Raw genomic sequence first — 19,009 nt, forward strand, 5'->3', positions numbered from 1 at the left:
GCCAATAAATTTACAGAATGAATCGATAGAGCATAAAATCTGTCCGCCTTGCGACACCGTGTCGCACTGATTGCGCCTGATACCCATAATTAAGGATTCAAAGCATGTCTGAGTCGATCAGCCTACTGACCCACAACTGGAGCTTCGCGGTATTCCTCCTGGGCGTGGTCGGTCTGATCGCCTTCATGCTCGGAGTCTCCAGCCTCCTCGGCAGCAAGGCCGTAGGTCGTAGCAAGAACGATCCCTTCGAGTCCGGCATCGTCCCTACCGGGGGTGCCCGTCTTCGCCTTTCTGCCAAGTTCTATCTGGTCGCGATGCTGTTCGTGATCTTCGACGTCGAAGCCCTCTTTCTCTTCGCCTGGTCGGTATCCATCCGTGAATCGGGATGGGCCGGCTTCGTGGAAGCAGCCATTTTCATAGCAATTCTGTTGGCGGGTCTTGTCTACCTGTGGCGAATCGGAGCGCTCGATTGGGCGCCTGCGAGTCGTCGCCAGCGGCAGGCGAAGTCGAAACAATGAGGCTTTGGCAATGCAATACAAACTCACCCGGATCGATCCCGATGCGGCGGTAGACCGTTATCCGGCCGGCCAACGGGAAACCGTGGCCGACCCGGTCGAAAGTCAGGTCAACCGCAGCATCTTCATGGGCAAGCTCGAAGATGTCCTGCGGGGCGCGGTCAATTGGGGGCGCAAGAACTCCCTGTGGCCCTATAACTTCGGCCTGTCCTGCTGCTACGTGGAAATGACTACCGCCTTCACGGCCCCCCATGACATCGCCCGCTTCGGTGCCGAAGTCATCCGGGCATCGCCGCGTCAGGCCGACTTCATGGTCATCGCCGGCACGCCCTTCATGAAGATGGCCCCGGTCATCCAGCGCCTGTACGAGCAGATGCTGGAACCCAAGTGGGTGATCTCCATGGGTGCCTGCGCCAACTCTGGCGGTATGTACGACATCTACTCGGTCGTTCAGGGCGTGGACAAGTTCCTGCCCGTCGACGTCTATGTGCCTGGCTGCCCGCCGCGCCCCGAAGCCTTCCTGCAGGGCCTGATGCTCCTGCAAGACTCCATCGGCGAAGAGCGCCGCCCGCTGTCCTGGGTGGTGGGTGACCAGGGGATCTACCGCGCCGAAATGCCTTCGCAGCGCGAGCAGAACCGCGAGCGCCGCATCCAGGTCACCAACCTGCGCAGCCCAGACGAAGTGTAAGTCCCCTTTCGGGACTTACATGCTGACGACGATAGATAGCGACGGAACATCATGACCGCAGACACCGCTCTGTCCGCCTCTGCGCTCGCCCCTGCCGGCGAAGCGTCGGTGGTTGGCGAACTCCAGGGCCATTTCGGCGCAGACGCCTTGACCCTGCAAGACACCCGTACCGGCATGCCGGTGATCTGGGTGGCGCGCGAAAAAATCATCGAAGTGCTGCGCTTCCTGCGCAACCTGCCCCGCCCCTACGTCATGCTCTATGACCTGCATGGCGTGGACGAGCGGCTGCGGACCCACCGCCGCGGCCTGCCCAACGCGGACTTCACCGTCTTCTACCACCTGCTCTCCATCGAACGTAACAGCGATGTGATGATCAAGGTGGCGCTGTCCGCGGGTGACCTGCGCCTGCCCACCGCCACCGGCATCTTCCCCAATGCCAACTGGTACGAGCGGGAAGTACTGGACATGTACGGCATCCATTTCGACGGTCACCCGCTGCCCAAGCGCATGCTGATGGCCGACAACTGGCAGGGCCACCCGCTGCGCAAGGACTATCCGGCGCGGGCCACCGAGTTCGATCCCTATGCGCTGAACGCCGCCAAGCAGGATCTCGAACAGGAAACCCTGAGATTCAAGCCCGAGGAATGGGGCATGAAGGAGCATGCGGAGAATTCCGACTTCATGTTCCTCAACCTGGGCCCGAACCACCCTTCCGCCCACGGTGCCTTCCGCATCATCCTGCAGCTGGACGGCGAAGAGATCGTCGACTGCGTACCGGAGATCGGCTACCACCACCGGGGCGCCGAGAAGATGGCCGAGCGCCAGTCCTGGCACAGCTACATCCCCTACACCGACCGCATCGACTACCTCGGCGGGGTGATGAACAACCTGCCCTACGTGCTCTCGGTGGAAAAGCTCGCCGGCATCAAGGTGCCGTCGCGGGTCGACTTCATCCGGGTGATGATGGCCGAGTTCTTCCGCATCAACAGTCACCTGCTGTACCTGGGTACCTACATCCAGGACGTCGGCGCCATGACCCCGGTGTTCTTCACCTTCACTGACCGCCAGCGCGCCTACAAGGTCATCGAGGCCATCACCGGCTTCCGCATGCACCCGGCCTGGTTCCGCATCGGCGGCGTCGCCCACGACCTGCCGCGCGGCTGGGACAAGCTGGTCCGCGAATTCCTCGACTGGATGCCCAAGCGCCTGGACGAGTACGAAAAGGCGGCGATGAAGAACAGCATCCTGGTCGGCCGGACCAAGGGCGTCGCGGCGTACAACACCAAGGAAGCCCTCGAGTGGGGCGTCACCGGTGCCAACCTGCGCGCCACCGGCCTGGACTTCGACCTGCGCAAGGCCCGCCCCTACTCCGGCTACGAGAACTTCGAGTTCGAGGTGCCCATCGCCCATAACGGCGACTGCTACGACCGCGGCATGCTGCGCGTCGAGGAGATGCGCCAGAGCCTGCGCATCATCGAGCAGTGCCTGCAGCACATGCCCGAAGGCCCGTACAAGGCGGATCACCCGCTGACCACGCCGCCGCCCAAGGAACGCACCCTGCAGCACATCGAGACCCTGATCACCCACTTCCTGCAGGTGTCCTGGGGTCCGGTGATGCCGGCCGGCGAAGCCTTCCAGATGATCGAGGCGACTAAGGGCGCCAACAGCTACTACCTGACGAGCGATGGCAGCACCATGAGCTACCGCACCCGCATCCGGACGCCGAGCTTCCCGCATCTGCAGCAGATCCCGGCCGTCATCCGCGGCAGCATGGTGTCCGACCTGATTGCCTACCTGGGCAGTATCGACTTCGTCATGGCCGACGTGGACCGCTGAGCATGAGCACCGAAACCCTGATCCAAACCGACCGTTTCGTCCTGAGCGACACCGAGCGCTCGGCCATCGAACACGAGATGCACCACTACGAGGACCCGCGCGCGGCGTCTATCGAGGCCCTGAAGATCGTCCAGAAGGAACGCGGCTGGGTGCCGGACGGCGCCATCTACGCCATCAGTGAGGTGCTGGGCATCCCGGCCAGCGACGTCGAGGGCGTGGCAACCTTCTACAGCCAGATCTTCCGTGTACCGGTCGGTCGCCACATCATCCGCGTGTGCGACAGCATGACCTGCTACATCGGCGGCCACGAGTCCGTGGTCGGCGAGATCCAGCGCCAGCTGGGCATCGGCCTCGGCCAGACCACCGCCGACAGCCGCTTCACCCTGCTGCCGGTGTGCTGCCTGGGCAATTGCGACAAGGCCCCGGCGCTGATGATCGACGACGATACCCATGGCGATGTCCAACCCGCGGGCGTGGCCAAACTGCTGGAGGGATACGCATGAGACTGACCTCCTTCGGGCCTGCCAACAGCATCGCCCGTACTCCCGAGACCCATCCGCTGACCTGGCGCCTACGTGACGACGGCGCTCCGGTCTGGCTGGAGGAATACCAGGCCAAGAACGGCTACGCCGCAGCGCGCAAGGCGCTGACCGAGCTGGCGCCCGACGCCATCGTCCAGGAAGTCAAGGACTCCGGCCTCAAGGGGCGCGGTGGTGCGGGCTTTCCCACGGGCGTGAAGTGGGGCCTGATGCCCAAGGACGAATCCCTCAACATCCGCTACCTGCTGTGCAACGCGGACGAGATGGAACCCAACACCTGGAAGGACCGCCTGCTCATGGAGCAGCTGCCGCACCTGCTGGTGGAAGGCATGCTGATCAGCGCCCGGGCGCTCAAGGCCTACCGTGGCTACATCTTCCTGCGCGGCGAATACGTCGACGCCGCCGCCAACCTGCGGCGCGCCGTGGAAGAAGCGAAGGCCGCCGGCCTTCTGGGCAAGAACATCCTCGGCAGCGGCTTCGACTTCGAGCTGTTCGTCCACACCGGCGCCGGGCGCTACATCTGCGGTGAAGAAACCGCACTGATCAATTCCCTGGAAGGCCGCCGCGCCAATCCGCGCTCCAAGCCGCCCTTCCCCGCCGCTGTCGGCGTCTGGGGCAAGCCCACCTGCGTCAACAACGTCGAGACCCTGTGCAACGTGCCGGGCATCGTCGCTGGCGGCGTCGACTGGTACAAGAGCCTGGCCCTGGCTGGCAGCGAAGACATGGGCACCAAGCTCATGGGCTTCTCCGGCAAGGTGAAGAACCCCGGCGTCTGGGAACTGCCCTTTGGCATCACCGCCCAGGAGCTGTTCGAAGACTACGCCGGCGGCATGCGCGACGGGTTCAAGCTGAAATGCTGGCAGCCCGGTGGCGCCGGTACCGGCTTCCTGCTGCCCGAGCACCTCTCGGCGCAGATGTACGCTGGCGGCATCGGCAAGGTCGGCACCCGGATGGGCACCGGCCTGGCCCTGGCGGTCGACGACAGCATCAACATGGTCTCGCTGCTGCGCAACATGGAAGAGTTCTTCGCCCGCGAATCCTGCGGCTGGTGCACCCCCTGCCGCGACGGTCTGCCGTGGAGCGTCAAGCTCCTGCGCGCCCTGGAGAAGGGCGAAGGCCAGCAGGGGGATCTGGACACCCTGCTGCAGCTGGTCAACTTCCTCGGCCCAGGCAAGACCTTCTGTGCCCACGCACCAGGCGCCATCGAGCCGCTGGGTAGTGCCATCAAGTATTTCCGCGAGGAGTTCGAGGCCGGCGTGCGCAAGGCGCCCAGCGAGCCGCGTCCGACCGCTTCCGCGACCGTGACCTGAAGACCGGCCCCGCATGGGGCCGCCTTCGTAGCTTTCAGGCCGGGCCCGACCCGGCCGGCGTTGTCTCTGGCGCTCGCCACGACGGCGCGAATGTTTTCCCATTAGCCAGACCCGCCCTGCGCGGGTGAGAAGAAAACCCTATGGCCACTATCCATGTAGACGGCAAGACGTACGAGGTCGACGGGGCGGACAACCTCCTCGAAGCCTGCCTGTCCCTGGGGCTCGACATCCCCTATTTCTGCTGGCACCCGGCGCTGGGCAGCGTCGGTGCCTGCCGCCAATGCGCGGTCAAGCAGTTCGCCGACGAGAACGACACCCGCGGACGTCTGGTCATGTCCTGCATGACGCCGTCCAGCGACAAGACCTATATCTCCATCGAAGACGCCGAAGCCAAGGAATTCCGCAGCTCGGTCATAGAATGGCTGATGACCAACCATCCCCACGACTGTCCGGTCTGCGAAGAAGGCGGCCACTGCCACCTGCAGGACATGACGGTGATGACCGGCCACAACAAGCGCCGCTATCGCTTCACCAAGCGTACCCACCAGAACCAGGACCTCGGCCCGTTCGTCGCTCATGAGATGAACCGCTGCATCGCCTGCTACCGCTGCGTGCGCTACTACAAGGACTATGCCGGCGGTACCGACCTGGGCGTCTACGGTGCCCATGACAACGTCTATTTCGGCCGCGTCGAGGACGGTGTCCTGGAGAGCGAATTCTCCGGCAACCTGACCGAGGTCTGCCCCACCGGGGTATTCACCGACAAGACCCACTCCGAGCGCTACAACCGCAAGTGGGACATGCAATTCGCCCCGAGCATCTGCCATGGCTGCTCCTCGGGCTGCAACATCAGCCCCGGCGAACGCTACGGCGAACTGCGTCGCATCGAGAACCGCTTCAACGGTTCGGTGAACCAGTATTTCCTCTGCGACCGTGGCCGTTTCGGCTATGGCTATGTCAATCGCAAGGATCGTCCGCGCCAGGCACTGCTGAAAGACGGCAGCCTGGAGACCGGCATCGACGCCGCCCTGGATCGCGCCGCCCTGTTGCTGCGTGGCAAGAAGGTGATCGGCATCGGCTCGCCGCGTGCCAGCCTGGAAAGCAACCACGCCCTGCGCGAACTGGTTGGCGCCGACAACTTCTACAGCGGCATGGCTGCCCGTGAGCTGGCCAACGTGCGCCTGGTCCTGCAGGTGCTCAAGGACAGTCCCCTGCCCGTCCCGACCCTGCGCGAGATGGAAAAGCACGATGCCGTCTTCGTCCTCGGCGAGGATCTGACCCAGACCGCGGCCCGCCTGGCCCTGTCCCTGCGTCAGGCCGTCAAGGGCAAGCCTGAGGCCATGGCCGCGGCGCAAAAGATTCAGCCCTGGCTGAACGCTGCCGTGCAGAACATCGGCCAGAGCGAGCGCAATCCGCTGTTCATCGCCAGCGTCGCCGCGACCCGCCTGGACGACGTCGCCGATGCCCGCCTGCATGGCTCGCCGCTGGAACTGGCCCGCTTCGGTCATGCCGTGGCCCATGCCATCGACGCCAGCGCCCCGGCCGTCGAAGGCCTGAGTGATGAAGTCGCCGAGCAGGCCCGCCTGCTGGCCGAGACCCTGCTGGCCGCCGAGCGCCCGCTGGTGGTGTCCGGTACCTCTTTGGGTGAGCCCGCGCTGATCGAAGCGGCCGCCAACCTGGCCAAGGCCCTGGCCGCCAAGGGCAAGGCCGGCTCCCTGAGCCTGGTGGTGCCCGAGGCCAATAGCCTGGGCCTGGCGCTCTACGGCGGCGAGTCCGTCGAGGACGCCTTCGCCGCCCTGGAAAATGGCCAGGCCGATGCCCTGGTGGTGCTGGAGAACGATCTCTATCGCCGCGCCCCGGCCCAGCAGGTCGAACAGGCCCTGAGCCGCGCCCAGGTATTGGTGGTGCTGGATCACCAGCGCACCGCCACTGCCCAGCGCGCCGATCTGGTACTGCCGGCGGCGAGCTTCGCCGAAGGCGACGGGACCCTGGTCAGCCAGGAAGGTCGCGCCCAGCGCTTCTTCCAGGTCTATGAGCCGAGCTACTACGATCCCTCCAGCCTGGTCCGCGAGGGCTGGCGCTGGCTGCACGCCCTGCGCAACACCCTGGACAACCGTCCGGTGGATTGGACCCAGCTGGACCACGTCACCGATGCCGTGGCCACCGCGGCGCCGCAACTGACCGCCATCCGCGACGCCGCGCCCAACGCCAGCTTCCGCGTCAAGGGCCTCAAGCTCGCCCGCGAACCGCACCGCTACAGTGGCCGGACCTCCATGCGCGCCAACCTCAGCGTGCACGAGCCGCGCGCGCCGCAGGACGCCGACACCGCCTTCGCCTTCTCCATGGAAGGCTATGCCGGCAGCGCCGAGCCGCGCCAGCAGATCCCCTTCGCCTGGTCGCCGGGCTGGAACTCGCCCCAGGCCTGGAACAAGTTCCAGGACGAAGTTGGTGGTCACCTGCGTGCCGGCGATCCGGGCGTACGCCTGATCGAGTCCCAGGGTGATCGCCTGAGCTGGTTCGCCGTCCCGACTGCCGCCGCGCGCGGTACCGACAGTGGCTTCCAGGCCGTGCCGCTGTATCACCTGTTCGGCAGCGAAGAGACCTCCTCCCGCGCCGAGCCGGTGCGCGAGCGCATCCCGGCTGCCTACGTGGCCCTGGCCAAGGCCGATGCCGACCGCCTGGGGGTCAACGAGGGCGCCCTGCTGCGCCTGCAGGTGGCTGGCCAGGAGCTGCGCCTGCCGTTGCAGATCAAGCCTGAGCTGTCGGCTGGCCTGGTTGGCCTGCCCGCCGGCTTCGAAGGGATTCCGGTGGGCTTCGCCGGCCTCACCGTGGAAGGATTGCAGGAGGCCGCGGCATGACCTGGCTCACCCCCACTCTCATCGCCGTGGTCATCGGCATCCTCAAGGCCATCGTCATCCTCTTGGCGGTGGTCATCTGCGGGGCGCTGCTGAGCTTCGTCGAGCGGCGTCTGCTGGGCCTCTGGCAGGACCGCTACGGTCCCAACCGGGTCGGCCCCTTCGGTGCCTTCCAGCTCGGCGCCGACATGCTGAAGATGTTCTTCAAGGAGGACTGGACGCCTCCGTTCGCCGACAAGATGATCTTCAGCCTGGCGCCGGTGATCGCCATGGGTTCGCTGCTGGTGGCCTTCTCGGTTATCCCCATCACGCCTTCCTGGGGCGTGGCGGACCTGAACATCGGCCTGCTGTTCTTCTTCGCCATGGCCGGCGTCAACGTCTACGCCGTGCTCTTCGCCGGCTGGGCGAGCAACAACAAGTTCTCCCTGCTGGGTGCCATGCGTGCCTCGGCCCAGACCCTCTCCTACGAGGTGTTCATGGGTTTGTCGGTGATGGGCATCGTCGCGGTGACCGGTTCCTTCAACATGAGGGACATCGTCGAGGCGCAGCATCAGGGCTGGTGGTTCATCATTCCCCAGTTCTTCGGCTTCTGCACCTTCTTCATCGCCGGCATCGCCGTCACCCACCGCCATCCTTTCGACCAGCCGGAAGCCGAGCAGGAGCTCGCCGACGGTTACCACATCGAATACGCGGGCATGAAGTGGGGCATGTTCTTCGTCGGCGAGTACATCGGCATCGTGCTGATCTCGGCGCTACTGGTAACCCTGTTCTTCGGCGGCTGGCACGGTCCCTTCCTGGACACCCTGCCCTGGCTGTCGTTCGTCTGGTTCGCCCTGAAGACCGCCTTCTTCATCATGATCTTCATCCTGCTGCGCGCCTCGGTCCCCCGCCCGCGCTACGACCAGGTAATGGCCTTCAGCTGGAAGTTCTGCCTGCCCCTGACCCTGATCAATCTGCTGGTGACCGGCGCTGTGGTGCTCTACAACGCCCAGCCGGCCATCGGCCAGTGAGGTATTCGTCATGATCAAGGAAATCCTGCACATCCTGCATGGCACCTACACCCAGTTGCGCAGCGTGGTGATGATCTTCGGTCACGCCTTCCGCAAGCGCGACACCCTGCAATACCCCGAGGAACCCGTGTACCTGCCGCCGCGCTACCGTGGCCGCATCGTCCTCACCCGTGACCCCGACGGCCAGGAGCGCTGCGTGGCGTGCAACCTGTGCGCCGTGGCCTGCCCGGTCGGCTGCATCTCGCTGCAGAAGACCGAAGCCGAGGACGGTCGCTGGTATCCCGAGTTCTTCCGCATCAACTTCTCGCGCTGCATCTTCTGCGGCATGTGCGAGGAGGCCTGCCCCACCACCGCCATCCAGTTGACCCCGGACTTCGAGATGTCCGAGTTCAACCGCCAGGAGCTGGTGTACGAGAAGCAGGACCTGCTGATCTCGGGCCCGGGCAAGTATCCGGAGTACAACTTCTACCGGGTGGCCGGCATGGCCATCGCGGGCAAGCCCAAGGGTGCCGCGCAGAGCGAGGCAGAGCCGATCAACGTGAAGAGCCTGCTGCCCTAAGGAGCTGTCGTGGAATTCGCCTTCTATTTCTCCGCCGGGGTGGCCGTCCTGGCCACCTTCCGGGTGATCACCAACACCAATCCGGTGCATGCCCTGCTGTACCTGATCATCTCGCTGCTGGCGGTATCCATGGTGTTCTTCGCCCTGGGCGCGCCCTTCGCCGGGGCCCTGGAGATCATCGTCTACGCCGGCGCCATCATGGTGCTGTTCGTCTTCGTGGTGATGATGCTCAACCTGGGGCCGGTCATCTCCGACCAGGAACGCAAGTGGCTGACGCCCAAGGTCTGGATCGGTCCGACCATTCTCGCCGGTGCGCTGCTGGTGGAACTGCTGGTAGTGCTCTCTCGCACTCCAGGCGGCGCCGCCATCGGTCACACCAGCGTGGAAGCCAAGGCCGTGGGCATCAGCCTGTTCGGACCCTATCTGCTGGCGGTCGAGCTGGCGTCCATGCTGCTCCTGGGGGCCCTGGTCGCGGCCTACCACCTGGGTCGCAGCGACGTCAAAGACGGGATCGGCGAGTGAGTCGCCAAGGACTGGAGAACAGCCAATGAACGCCATACCTCTGGAACACGGACTCGCCCTCGCCGGCGCCCTGTTCGCCCTTGGCCTGGTGGGCCTGATGGTCCGCCGCAACATCCTCTTCGTGCTCATGAGTCTGGAAATCATGATGAACGCCGCCGCCCTGGCCTTCGTGGTCGCGGGTAGCCGTTGGGGCGCTCCCGACGGCCAGGTGATGTTCATCCTGGTGCTGAGCCTGGCTGCCGCCGAGGCCAGTATCGGCCTGGCGATCCTGCTGCAGCTCTATCGCCGCTTCCACACCCTCGACGTCGATGCCGCCAGCGAGATGCACGGATGAACCTGCTACCCCTCACCTTCGCCTTTCCCCTGGTCGGCTACTTCCTGCTGGCCTTTTCCCGCGGTCGGCTGTCGGAGAACCTCTCCGCCCTGATCGGTGTGGGTTCGGTGGGCCTGGCGGCGCTGGTCGCCGCCTGGGTCGGCTGGAACTTCCACATCGCGCCGCCGGCCGACGGCCACCTGACCATCGTCCTCTGGCAGTGGATGAACGTGGAGGGCTTCGCGCCCAACATGGCTCTCTACCTGGACGGCCTGTCGCTGACCATGCTCGGCGTGGTCACCGGCGTCGGCTTCCTGATCCACCTCTTCGCCTCCTGGTACATGCGCGGTGAAGAGGGCTACTCGCGCTTCTTCGCCTATACCAACCTGTTCGTCTTCAGCATGTTGCTGCTGGTGCTCGGCGACAACCTGCTGCTGCTGTACTTCGGTTGGGAAGGCGTGGGCCTGTGCAGCTACCTGTTGATCGGTTTCTACTACAGCGAACGCGCCAACGGTAACGCGGCGCTGAAGGCCTTCATCGTCACCCGCGTCGGCGACGTCTTCATGGCCTTCGGCCTGTTCATCCTGTTCATGACCCTGGGGACCCTGGACATCCAGGAGCTGCTGCAGAAGGCGCCCGATGTCTTCGCCAGCGGCGATCCGCTGATCGTGCTGGCCACCCTGGCGCTGCTCGGCGGTGCGGTCGGCAAGTCCGCCCAGCTGCCGCTGCAGACCTGGCTGGCCGATGCCATGGCCGGCCCGACCCCGGTCTCGGCGCTGATCCACGCGGCGACCATGGTGACCGCGGGTGTCTACCTGATCGCCCGGACCCACGGCCTGTTCGCCCTGGCGCCGGACATCCTCCACCTGGTGGGTATCGTCGGTGCCGTCACCCTGGTGCTGGCCGGCTTCGCCGCCCTGGTGCAGACCGACATCAAGCGCATCCTGGCCTATTCGACCATGAGCCAGATCGGCTACATGTTCCTGGCCCTGGGTGTCGGCGCCTGGCAACCGGCGATCTTCCACCTGATGATCCATGCCTTCTTCAAGGCGCTGCTGTTCCTCGCCTCGGGTTCGGTGATCCTGGCCTGCCACCACGAGCAGAACATCTTCAAGATGGGCGGCCTGTGGAAGAAGATCCCCCTGGCCTACGCCAGCTTCGTGGTGGGTGGTTCGGCCCTGGCGGCGCTGCCGCTGGTCACGGCCGGTTTCTACTCCAAGGACGAGATCCTCTGGGAAGCCATGGCCAGTGGTCATACCTACCTGCTCTATGCAGGCCTGGCCGGTGCCTTCCTGACCTCGATCTACACCTTCCGCCTGATCTTCATCACCTTCCACGGCGAGGCGCACACCGAGGCCCATGCCGGCCATGGCATCGCCCACAACCTGCCGCTGGCGGTGCTGCTGGTGCTGTCGACCTTCGTCGGCGCCATGATCGTGCCGCCGCTGGCGGGCGTGCTGCCGGAATCCATCGGCCATGCCGGTGGCGAAGGCAAGCATGCGCTGGAGATCACCTCGGGCGCCATCGCCATCGCCGGTATCCTGCTGGCCGCCCTGCTCTTCCTGGGCAAGCGGACCTTCGTCAGCGCGCTGGCGAAGAGCGCTCCGGGGCGGTTCTTCGGCACCTGGTGGTATCACGCCTGGGGCTTCGACTGGCTGTACGACCTGCTCTTCGTCAAGCCTTACCTGCTGCTGGCCCGCCTGCTGCGCCACGACCCCATCGACCAGGCCATCGGTCTGATCCCGTTGCTGGCACGCGGTGGCAACCTGGCACTGAGCATCACCGAGAACGGCCGTCTGCGTTGGTACGCGGCGTCCATCGTGGGGGGCGCCGTGCTGTTGCTCGGCGCGCTGCTGCTGGCCTGACCCTCTGACTAAGGATAAGTACACGTCATGCTTCTGCCCTGGCTAATCCTGATCCCCTTCATCGGCGGCCTGCTCTGCTTCCTCACGGAAAAGACCGGCCCGCTGGTGCCCCGCTGGATCGCCCTGTTCACCATGCTGCTGGAGCTGGTGCTCGGCCTGTGGCTGTGGGCGCACGGCGACTACAGCCTGGCCCCCGCCCCCGGCGCCGAAACTGCCTGGACCGCAGAATTCCAGATGAACTGGATTCCGCGCTTCGGCATCAGCCTGCACTTCGGTCTCGACGGCCTGTCGCTGCTGATGATCCTGCTCACCGGCCTGCTCGGTGTGCTGGCGGTGACCTGCTCCTGGCGCGAGGTGCAGCGCCACGTCGGTTTCTTCCACCTCAACCTGCTGTGGATCATCGGCGGCGTGGTGGGGGTATTCCTGGCGCTGGACCTGTTCCTGTTCTTCTTCTTCTGGGAAATGATGCTGGTGCCGATGTACTTCCTGATCGCGCTGTGGGGCCATAGCTCCGCGGACGGCAAGAAGAGCCGCATCACCGCTGCCACTAAGTTCTTCATCTTCACCCAGGCCAGCGGCCTGATCATGCTGGTGGCCATCATCGCCCTGGTACTGGTGAACTACGGTGCCACCGGCGTCCTGACCTTCGACTACGAAGACCTGCTGCAACTGCAACTGGACCCGCGCCTGGAATACCTGCTGATGCTGGGCTTCTTCATCGCCTTCGCGGTGAAGCTGCCGGTGGTGCCGGTGCATTCCTGGCTGCCGGACGCCCACGCCCAGGCGCCTACCGCCGGTTCCGTCGACCTCGCCGGCATCCTGCTCAAGACCGCCGCCTACGGCCTGCTGCGCTTCGCCATCCCGCTGTTCCCCAATGCTTCGGCGGAGTTCGCACCGATCGCCATGTGGCTAGGTATCATCGGCATCTTCTACGGCGCCATCCTGTCGTTCGCCCAGACCGACATCAAGCGTCTCGTGGCCTACTCCAGCGTCTCGCACATGGGCTTCGTGCTGATCGGCATCTACTCCGGCAGCCCCCAGGCGCTGCAGGGCGTGGTGGTGCAGATGATCGCCCACGGCCTGTCCGCCGCCGGCCTGTTCATCCTCTGCGGCCAGCTCTACGAGCGTCTGCACACCCGTGACATGCGCGAGATGGGCGGTCTGTGGGCGCGGATGCCCTATCTGCCGGCGCTGAGCCTGTTCTTCGCCTCGGCCTCCCTGGGCCTGCCGGGTACCGGCAACTTCGTCGGCGAATTCCTGATCCTGCTGGGTGCCTTCCCGGTGGTGCCGATGATCGTGGTCATCGCCACCTTCGGCCTGGTGTTCGCCTCGGTCTACTCGCTGATCATGATCCACCGTGCCTACTTCGGCCCGGCCAAGGCCGAAGGCGCGCTGAGGGGCCTGAACGCCCGGGAGATGTCGATGCTGCTGTTGCTCGGCGTGCTGCTGGTGCTGCTGGGTGTCTATCCGCAGCCGGTGCTGGATACCTCGGCCGCGAGCATGGCCGGTGTGCAGCAGTGGCTCGGCGAAGCCTTCTCCTCCCTCGTTTCCGCCCGGTAAGAGCGCCATGACCTTTACCTACGAACACCTCATCGCCCTCCTGCCGATCCTCATCACCGGCTTCACCGCCGTGGTGGTGATGCTGGGCATCGCCTGGCGACGGGATCACACCCTCATCCCGACCCTCGGCGTGATCGGTCTCAACCTGGCCCTGCTGTCCTGCATTCCGGCTCTGGGCGTCGGCGCCATCGACGTCACCCCGCTGCTGCGGATCGACGGCTTCACCTGCTTCTACATGGCGCTGATCCTGATCGCCACCCTGGCCTGCATGACCCTGTCGCATGCCTACATGGAAGGCTATCCGGGCAACCGTGAAGAGCTGTACCTGCTGCTGCTGATCTCCGCCACCGGCGGTCTGGTGCTGGTGGCGGCGCAGAGCGTCGCCGGCCTGTTCATCGGCCTGGAACTGCTGTCGGTACCGGTCTACGGCCTGGTGGCCTACAGCTACTTCAACCGCCGCTCCCTGGAAGCGGGCATGAAGTACCTGGTGCTGTCCGCCGCTGGCTCGGCCATCCTGCTGTTCGGCATGGCCCTGCTCTACGCCCAGTCCGGCAGCCTGAGCTTCGCCGACATCGGCGTGCAGATGGACGCCCCGGCCAGCACCGGCCTGCTGATGGAAATCGGCCTCGGCATGCTGATCGTCGGCCTGGGCTTCAAGCTGTCGCTGGTGCCCTTCCACCTCTGGACGCCGGACGTCTACGAAGGCTCTCCGGCCCCGGTGGGTGCCTTCCTGGCCACCGCCAGCAAGGTCGCCGTGTTCGCCGTGCTGATGCGGGTGTTCCAGACCATGCCCCTGGCTACCCAGGACGGCTGGCTGCACGACACCATCGCCTTCATCGCCATCGCCTCCATGCTGGTGGGTAACCTGCTGGCCCTGATGCAGAACAACCTCAAGCGTCTGCTGGGTTATTCCTCCATCTCCCACTTCGGCTACCTGCTGGTGGCGGTGGCCTCGGGCGAAGGCCTGTCGATGGAAGCCGCGGCGGTCTACCTGGTGACCTATGTCTTCACCAGCCTGGGTGCCTTCGGCGTGATCACCCTGATGTCCAGCCCGAGCAACGGCCAGCGCGATGCCGATGCCCTGTTCGAGTACCGTGGCCTGTTCTGGCACCGTCCGTACCTGACCGCGGCGCTGACGGTGATGATGCTGTCGCTGGCCGGTATTCCGCTCACCGCGGGCTTCATCGGCAAGTTCTATGTCATCACCGTGGGCGTGGAAGCCGGCATGTGGTGGCAGACCGCAGCCATCGTGCTGGGTAGCGCCATCGGCCTGTTCTACTACCTGCGCGTCATGGTCACCCTGTACCTGACCCGCCAGGGCCTGCAGCGCCACGATGCACCGATGAACTGGGGCCAGCGCGCCGGTGGCGTGATGCTGATCGCCATTTCAATCGCCACCTTCATCCTCGGCGTCTATCCGCAGCCCCTGCTGCAACTGGCGCAGCTGACGGTGTTCTGATCCCCTGCGTCGCTCGCGATCCCCGCTTCGGCGGGGATCGTCGTTTCTGGGGTCCACGAAGACCCGCCTTGGCAGGGTCGCACCCTGACCGCTACCCTCGACGCCCTACCCCGCTTCTGTACTTTTCTGGAGACCCTTTTCTCCCATGCCTGCGTTGAAACCCCTTGCTCTCGCCATCGGCCTGCTACTCAGCGGCCAGGCACTCGCCGCTCCCGTGTTCGACGTCAACGAACTGGGTGATCCCGCCACTGCCTGCACCGACCTCGATGCCTTCGTCAACGCCAAGTGGGTGGCGGCCAATCCGATTCCGCCGGACAAGTCACGCTGGGGTTCCTTCATGGCCCTGGGCGAAAAGTCGCTCAACGACCAGCATGCCATCCTGCAGCGCGCCGCCCACGAGGCGGATCGTGCGGCCCAGGGTTCGGTGGAGCAGAAGATCGGCTGGCTCTATCGCTCGGGGATGGACGAGGCCGCCATCGAGCGCGCCGGCTATCGACCGATCCAGCCGCAGCTGGCCGCCATCGACGGGCTGCGCACCACGGCCGACGTGGTGAAGTACCTGCAACAGAGTTTCGCCCGAGGCGACATGCAGGTGTTTTCCTTCGGCTCCGGCGCCGACTACCAGAACGCCAAGCAGCAGATTGCCTACGCCTTCCAGGGCGGCCTCGGCCTGCCGACGCCCGATTACTACACCGAGGCCGACTACGCCAAGCTGCGCCAGGCCTATCTCAAGCATGTCGCCCGACTGCTGACCCTCACCGGGGTACCCAAGGCCCAGGCCGCCGCCCAGGCCGAACTGGTGCTGGCCCTCGAAAGCCGCCTCGCCCGTGCCTCGGTCAAACCGGTGGACCTGCGCAACCCGGAGAACCAGTACCACTACCTGAGCTTCGCCGAGGCGAACCAGGTGACGCCGCATTTCGACTGGCAGGCCTTCTTCGCCAGTCAGGGCGTCCACGGCCAGCAAGGTTTTTCGCTGTCCCAGCCCGGCTTCTTCGCCGAATTCGACCGGATGCTGGCCGATACGCCCATCGAGCAATGGCAGGCCTATCTGCGCGCCCATGTGATCGACGATGCCGCGCCCTGGCTATCCAAGCCCTTCCAGCAGGAAAGCTTCGACTTCAACCAGAAGACCCTGAGTGGCCAGCAGCAGCAGAGCGAACGCTGGAAGCGGGTGCTGCGCGCGGTCAATGGCGCCATGGGCGAAGGCCTCGGCCAGCTCTATGTACAGGAGCATTTCTCGCCCCAGGCCAAGGCCCGCGCGCAAGAGCTGGTGGACAACGTGATGCAGGCGCTTAGAGCGCGCATCGAGAAACTCGACTGGATGAGCCCCGAGACCAAGCAGAAGGCGTTGGCCAAGTGGGACAGCTTCCTGCCCAAGATCGGCTATCCGGAGCGCTGGCGCGATTGGAGCGGCCTGACGATCAAGCCCCAGAGCTTCTACGCCAACCTGGAAGCCGCCTCGCGCTTCAACTATCGCCATGACCTGGACAAGATCGGCAAGCCCACCGACCGCCAGGAATGGGGCATGCTGCCGCAGACGGTGAACGCCTACTACAGCTCCACCGACAACACCATCAACTTCCCGGCTGCCATCCTGCAGCCACCGTTCTTCTATGCGGACGGCGACGACGCCATCAACTACGGCGGCATCGGCGCGGTGATCGGGCACGAGGCCAGCCACGGCTTCGACGACCAGGGCAGCAAGTTCGATGGTGCGGGCAACCAGGTGGACTGGTGGACACCTGCCGATCGGGAGGCCTTCGAGGCCCGGACCGGCAAGCTGGTGGAGCAATTCGACAACTACCATCCGCTACCGGACCACCCGGAGCTGCACGTCAACGGCAAGCTGACCCTGGGCGAGAACATCGGCGACCTCGGTGGCATCAACGCCGCCTACGATGCCCTGCAACTGGCGCTGGCCAAGCAGCCGGAAGAAGCCCGCAGCAAAATCGATGGCTATACCCAGGAGCAGCGCTTCTTCCTCAACTGGGCGCGGGTCTGGCGTGGCTCGATCCGCGAAGAGCAGGCACGCCTGTTCCTCAACACCGATCCCCATGCGCCCATGAGATTCCGCGCCATCGGCGCACCGTCCAACATGCCGTCCTTCGCTCAGGCGTTCAGTTGCAAGCCAGGCGATGCCATGGTCCGCCCGGACGCCAAGCGGGTGGAGATCTGGTGATGAACGCGGGGCGCAGCGACGACGGGTATCGCTTTTGCATCGCCTTGCGTCCCCTCTCTCCGGCGCCCCGCCCATGCCCCTAGAACTCGCCACCGCCGAAGCCAGCGTGACCGGCCCGCGCAAGGAAAACCAGGATGCCTTGCGCAGCGTCCAGCCCAGTGCGGCGTTGGCGGCGACCAAGGGGCATCTGTTCGCCCTGGCCGATGGTGTCAGCGGCTGTCCGGATGGCGGACTGGCCGCCCGTGCCACCCTGCAGGCCCTGGCGCTGGATTATTACGCCACGCCGGAGACCTGGCCGGTGGCCCAGGCGCTGGAACGGCTGCTGCTGGCGCAGAATCGCTGGCTGCAGGCCGCCGGCAACGGCCAACCCCTACTGACCACCCTGACCGCCCTGGTGATCCGCGGGCGCCGCTACACCCTGGCCCATGTCGGCGATTGCCGCGCCTATCGCTGGCACGGCGGGCGACTCACCTGCCTCACCGTCGACCACGTCTGGCAGCAGGCCGGCATGCAGCATGTGCTGACCCGTGCGCTGGGTCTGGAAAGCCATCTGGTGGTGGACTTTCGCGAAGGCGAACTGGAAGCCGGCGAGACCCTGCTGCTGGTGAGCGACGGCGTCTGGGCGGCGCTGGGTGAGGACAGCATGAGGCGCATCCTCGCCGATGCCGGAGCGGACCTGGAGGCGACCGCCCAGGCACTGGTGGCCGGCGCCCTGCATGCCGGCGGCCAGGACAACGCCAGTGCCCTGCTGGTGCGGGTCGACCAGCTACCCGATGTCTCCCTGGCCGATACCCTCGCCAGCGCCGATACCTGGCCCGCCCTGCCGGCCCTGCGACCCGGACAGCAATTCGAAGGCTGGACGGTGCTCGAACGCCTGGCCGAATCGCGCCAGTCGCTGCTCTACCGGGTAGAGGACGAGAGCGGTCGCCACTGGCTGCTCAAGACCCTGCCAGCGGCCTTGCAACACGACACCCTCGCCGGCCATGCGCTGCTGATGGAGGAATGGTTTCTGCGCCGCGTGGCCGGGCGCGCCTTCGTCGAGGTGCATCCGCTACCGCGCCGCGCGCACCTTTATTTCGTCCAGCGGGAGTATCCCGGGCGCACCCTGGCGCAACAGCTGCACAGCGATGGGCCGCTGGCGCTGGCGGAGTGGCTGGACGTCGCCTCCCGCCTCTTGCGCGCCCTGGGCCAACTGCATCGCCGCAACATCCTGCACCGCGACATCAAGCCGGATAACCTCCACCGCGGCACGGATGGCGAATTGCGCCTGCTGGACTTCGGCCTGGCCTATTGCCCGCAACTGTCCCAAGACCTGCAGGATACCCCCGGCACCCCTAGCTATCGGGCTCCCGAGTCCTTCGACGGCGCCGCCCCGAGTCCGACCCAGGATCTCTATGCCGCCGGGGTGACGCTCTACGAATTGCTCACCGGCAGCTATCCCTACGGTGAGGTCGAACCCTTCCAGCGACCGCGCTTCGGCACCCCTGCCAGCGTGCTGCGTCGCCGCCCCGATGTGCCGACCTGGCTGGAAGACTGGTTGCAACGCGCCGTAGCAGTGACACCCGAAGAGCGCTTCGAGACCGCCGAGGAGGCGCTGCTGCTGCTCGAACAGGGCGAACGCCAACCCGCCGCGCGCGCCCTGCCCCTGCTGCAGCGTAATCCGTTACGTACCTGGCAGACCGTGGCGGCCCTGTCCCTCGCCGCCAATCTGGCGATCCTCCTGTTCTGGCTCTATCGCCACTGATGCCAGGCTGGAGCAGCTTTTGCAGGCCACTGGCCAGCGCCCCGTTCGAGCCCCC

General features: G+C 65.5%; 15 protein-coding genes. All 15 read left to right on the top strand.

From position 1 onward, the window contains the following. The first annotated feature begins 104 nt into the window (after nt 1–104). The 15 genes from CCZ28_RS06555 to CCZ28_RS06625 all read left to right on the top strand — a co-directional run bounded on the left by CCZ28_RS06555 (nt 105) and on the right by CCZ28_RS06625 (nt 18,954). Nucleotides 105–518, top strand: coding sequence for an NADH-quinone oxidoreductase subunit A (locus CCZ28_RS06555; RefSeq protein WP_058764023.1), 414 nt, complete (start codon nt 105–107; stop codon nt 516–518). 10 nt (nt 519–528) lie between these two features. Further along, complete coding sequence (locus CCZ28_RS06560; RefSeq protein WP_058764025.1) at nt 529–1,203, top strand: NuoB/complex I 20 kDa subunit family protein; 675 nt, start codon at nt 529–531, stop codon at nt 1,201–1,203. Nucleotides 1,204–1,254: 51 nt separating this feature from the next. After that, nucleotides 1,255–3,039, top strand: a complete 1,785-nt coding sequence (nuoC, locus tag CCZ28_RS06565; protein WP_058783356.1) for an NADH-quinone oxidoreductase subunit C/D — start codon at nt 1,255–1,257, stop codon at nt 3,037–3,039. Between the two features lie 2 nt (nt 3,040–3,041). Next, nucleotides 3,042–3,542 (top strand): NADH-quinone oxidoreductase subunit NuoE, encoded by a 501-nt coding sequence (gene nuoE, locus CCZ28_RS06570; RefSeq protein ID WP_058783357.1) that lies wholly within the window; start codon nt 3,042–3,044, stop codon nt 3,540–3,542. Then, on the top strand, nt 3,539–4,888 hold the full coding sequence (gene nuoF, locus CCZ28_RS06575) for an NADH-quinone oxidoreductase subunit NuoF (RefSeq protein WP_140216977.1): 1,350 nt from the start codon (nt 3,539–3,541) through the stop codon (nt 4,886–4,888). The genes nuoE and nuoF overlap by 4 nt, the downstream gene beginning before the upstream one ends. Before the next feature lie 140 nt (nt 4,889–5,028). Continuing rightward, nucleotides 5,029–7,746, top strand: coding sequence for an NADH-quinone oxidoreductase subunit NuoG (nuoG, locus tag CCZ28_RS06580; protein WP_140216978.1), 2,718 nt, complete (start codon nt 5,029–5,031; stop codon nt 7,744–7,746). Further along, nucleotides 7,743–8,753, top strand: a complete 1,011-nt coding sequence (gene nuoH / locus CCZ28_RS06585) for an NADH-quinone oxidoreductase subunit NuoH (RefSeq protein WP_140216980.1) — start codon at nt 7,743–7,745, stop codon at nt 8,751–8,753. Before nuoG ends, nuoH begins: the two co-directional genes overlap by 4 nt. Before the next feature lie 10 nt (nt 8,754–8,763). Further along, nucleotides 8,764–9,312, top strand: coding sequence for an NADH-quinone oxidoreductase subunit NuoI (gene nuoI / locus CCZ28_RS06590; RefSeq protein WP_058793297.1), 549 nt, complete (start codon nt 8,764–8,766; stop codon nt 9,310–9,312). Nucleotides 9,313–9,321: 9 nt separating this feature from the next. Then, complete coding sequence (gene nuoJ / locus CCZ28_RS06595; protein ID WP_140216982.1) at nt 9,322–9,834, top strand: NADH-quinone oxidoreductase subunit J; 513 nt, start codon at nt 9,322–9,324, stop codon at nt 9,832–9,834. Nucleotides 9,835–9,859: 25 nt separating this feature from the next. After that, nucleotides 9,860–10,168, top strand: coding sequence for an NADH-quinone oxidoreductase subunit NuoK (nuoK, locus tag CCZ28_RS06600; protein ID WP_007158894.1), 309 nt, complete (start codon nt 9,860–9,862; stop codon nt 10,166–10,168). Further along, nucleotides 10,165–12,012: an NADH-quinone oxidoreductase subunit L gene (gene nuoL / locus CCZ28_RS06605; protein ID WP_140216984.1), complete on the top strand. Its 1,848-nt coding sequence runs from the start codon at nt 10,165–10,167 to the stop codon at nt 12,010–12,012. The genes nuoK and nuoL overlap by 4 nt, the downstream gene beginning before the upstream one ends. A 27-nt stretch (nt 12,013–12,039) precedes the next feature. After that, nucleotides 12,040–13,572, top strand: a complete 1,533-nt coding sequence (gene nuoM / locus CCZ28_RS06610) for an NADH-quinone oxidoreductase subunit M (protein WP_058764044.1) — start codon at nt 12,040–12,042, stop codon at nt 13,570–13,572. 7 nt (nt 13,573–13,579) lie between these two features. Then, nucleotides 13,580–15,031: an NADH-quinone oxidoreductase subunit NuoN gene (gene nuoN, locus CCZ28_RS06615; RefSeq protein ID WP_140216986.1), complete on the top strand. Its 1,452-nt coding sequence runs from the start codon at nt 13,580–13,582 to the stop codon at nt 15,029–15,031. 145 nt (nt 15,032–15,176) lie between these two features. Beyond that, nucleotides 15,177–17,210, top strand: a complete 2,034-nt coding sequence (locus CCZ28_RS06620; protein ID WP_240795242.1) for a M13 family metallopeptidase — start codon at nt 15,177–15,179, stop codon at nt 17,208–17,210. 73 nt (nt 17,211–17,283) lie between these two features. Next, entirely contained in the window at nt 17,284–18,954 is a 1,671-nt protein-coding gene (locus CCZ28_RS06625) for a bifunctional protein-serine/threonine kinase/phosphatase (protein ID WP_140216988.1), read from the top strand. Nucleotides 18,955–19,009 lie beyond the last annotated feature (55 nt).

The organism is Pseudomonas oryzihabitans, assembly GCF_006384975.1.
Lineage (GTDB): Bacteria > Pseudomonadota > Gammaproteobacteria > Pseudomonadales > Pseudomonadaceae > Chryseomonas > Chryseomonas psychrotolerans_B.

What these genes read in the sequence shown, in the direction of transcription:
- nuoK (WP_007158894.1), top strand. Translation starts at nt 9,860, where the DNA reads ATGAACGCCATACCTCTGGAACACGGACTCGCCCTCGCCGGCGCCCTG.
- nuoM (WP_058764044.1), top strand. Translation starts at nt 12,040, where the DNA reads ATGCTTCTGCCCTGGCTAATCCTGATCCCCTTCATCGGCGGCCTGCTC.
- nuoC (WP_058783356.1), top strand. Translation starts at nt 1,255, where the DNA reads ATGACCGCAGACACCGCTCTGTCCGCCTCTGCGCTCGCCCCTGCCGGC.
- nuoH (WP_140216980.1), top strand. Translation starts at nt 7,743, where the DNA reads ATGACCTGGCTCACCCCCACTCTCATCGCCGTGGTCATCGGCATCCTC.
- nuoI (WP_058793297.1), top strand. Translation starts at nt 8,764, where the DNA reads ATGATCAAGGAAATCCTGCACATCCTGCATGGCACCTACACCCAGTTG.
- nuoG (WP_140216978.1), top strand. Translation starts at nt 5,029, where the DNA reads ATGGCCACTATCCATGTAGACGGCAAGACGTACGAGGTCGACGGGGCG.
- CCZ28_RS06555 (WP_058764023.1), top strand. Translation starts at nt 105, where the DNA reads ATGTCTGAGTCGATCAGCCTACTGACCCACAACTGGAGCTTCGCGGTA.
- CCZ28_RS06560 (WP_058764025.1), top strand. Translation starts at nt 529, where the DNA reads ATGCAATACAAACTCACCCGGATCGATCCCGATGCGGCGGTAGACCGT.
- CCZ28_RS06625 (WP_140216988.1), top strand. Translation starts at nt 17,284, where the DNA reads ATGCCCCTAGAACTCGCCACCGCCGAAGCCAGCGTGACCGGCCCGCGC.
- nuoN (WP_140216986.1), top strand. Translation starts at nt 13,580, where the DNA reads ATGACCTTTACCTACGAACACCTCATCGCCCTCCTGCCGATCCTCATC.
- CCZ28_RS06620 (WP_240795242.1), top strand. Translation starts at nt 15,177, where the DNA reads ATGCCTGCGTTGAAACCCCTTGCTCTCGCCATCGGCCTGCTACTCAGC.
- nuoE (WP_058783357.1), top strand. Translation starts at nt 3,042, where the DNA reads ATGAGCACCGAAACCCTGATCCAAACCGACCGTTTCGTCCTGAGCGAC.
- nuoF (WP_140216977.1), top strand. Translation starts at nt 3,539, where the DNA reads ATGAGACTGACCTCCTTCGGGCCTGCCAACAGCATCGCCCGTACTCCC.
- nuoL (WP_140216984.1), top strand. Translation starts at nt 10,165, where the DNA reads ATGAACCTGCTACCCCTCACCTTCGCCTTTCCCCTGGTCGGCTACTTC.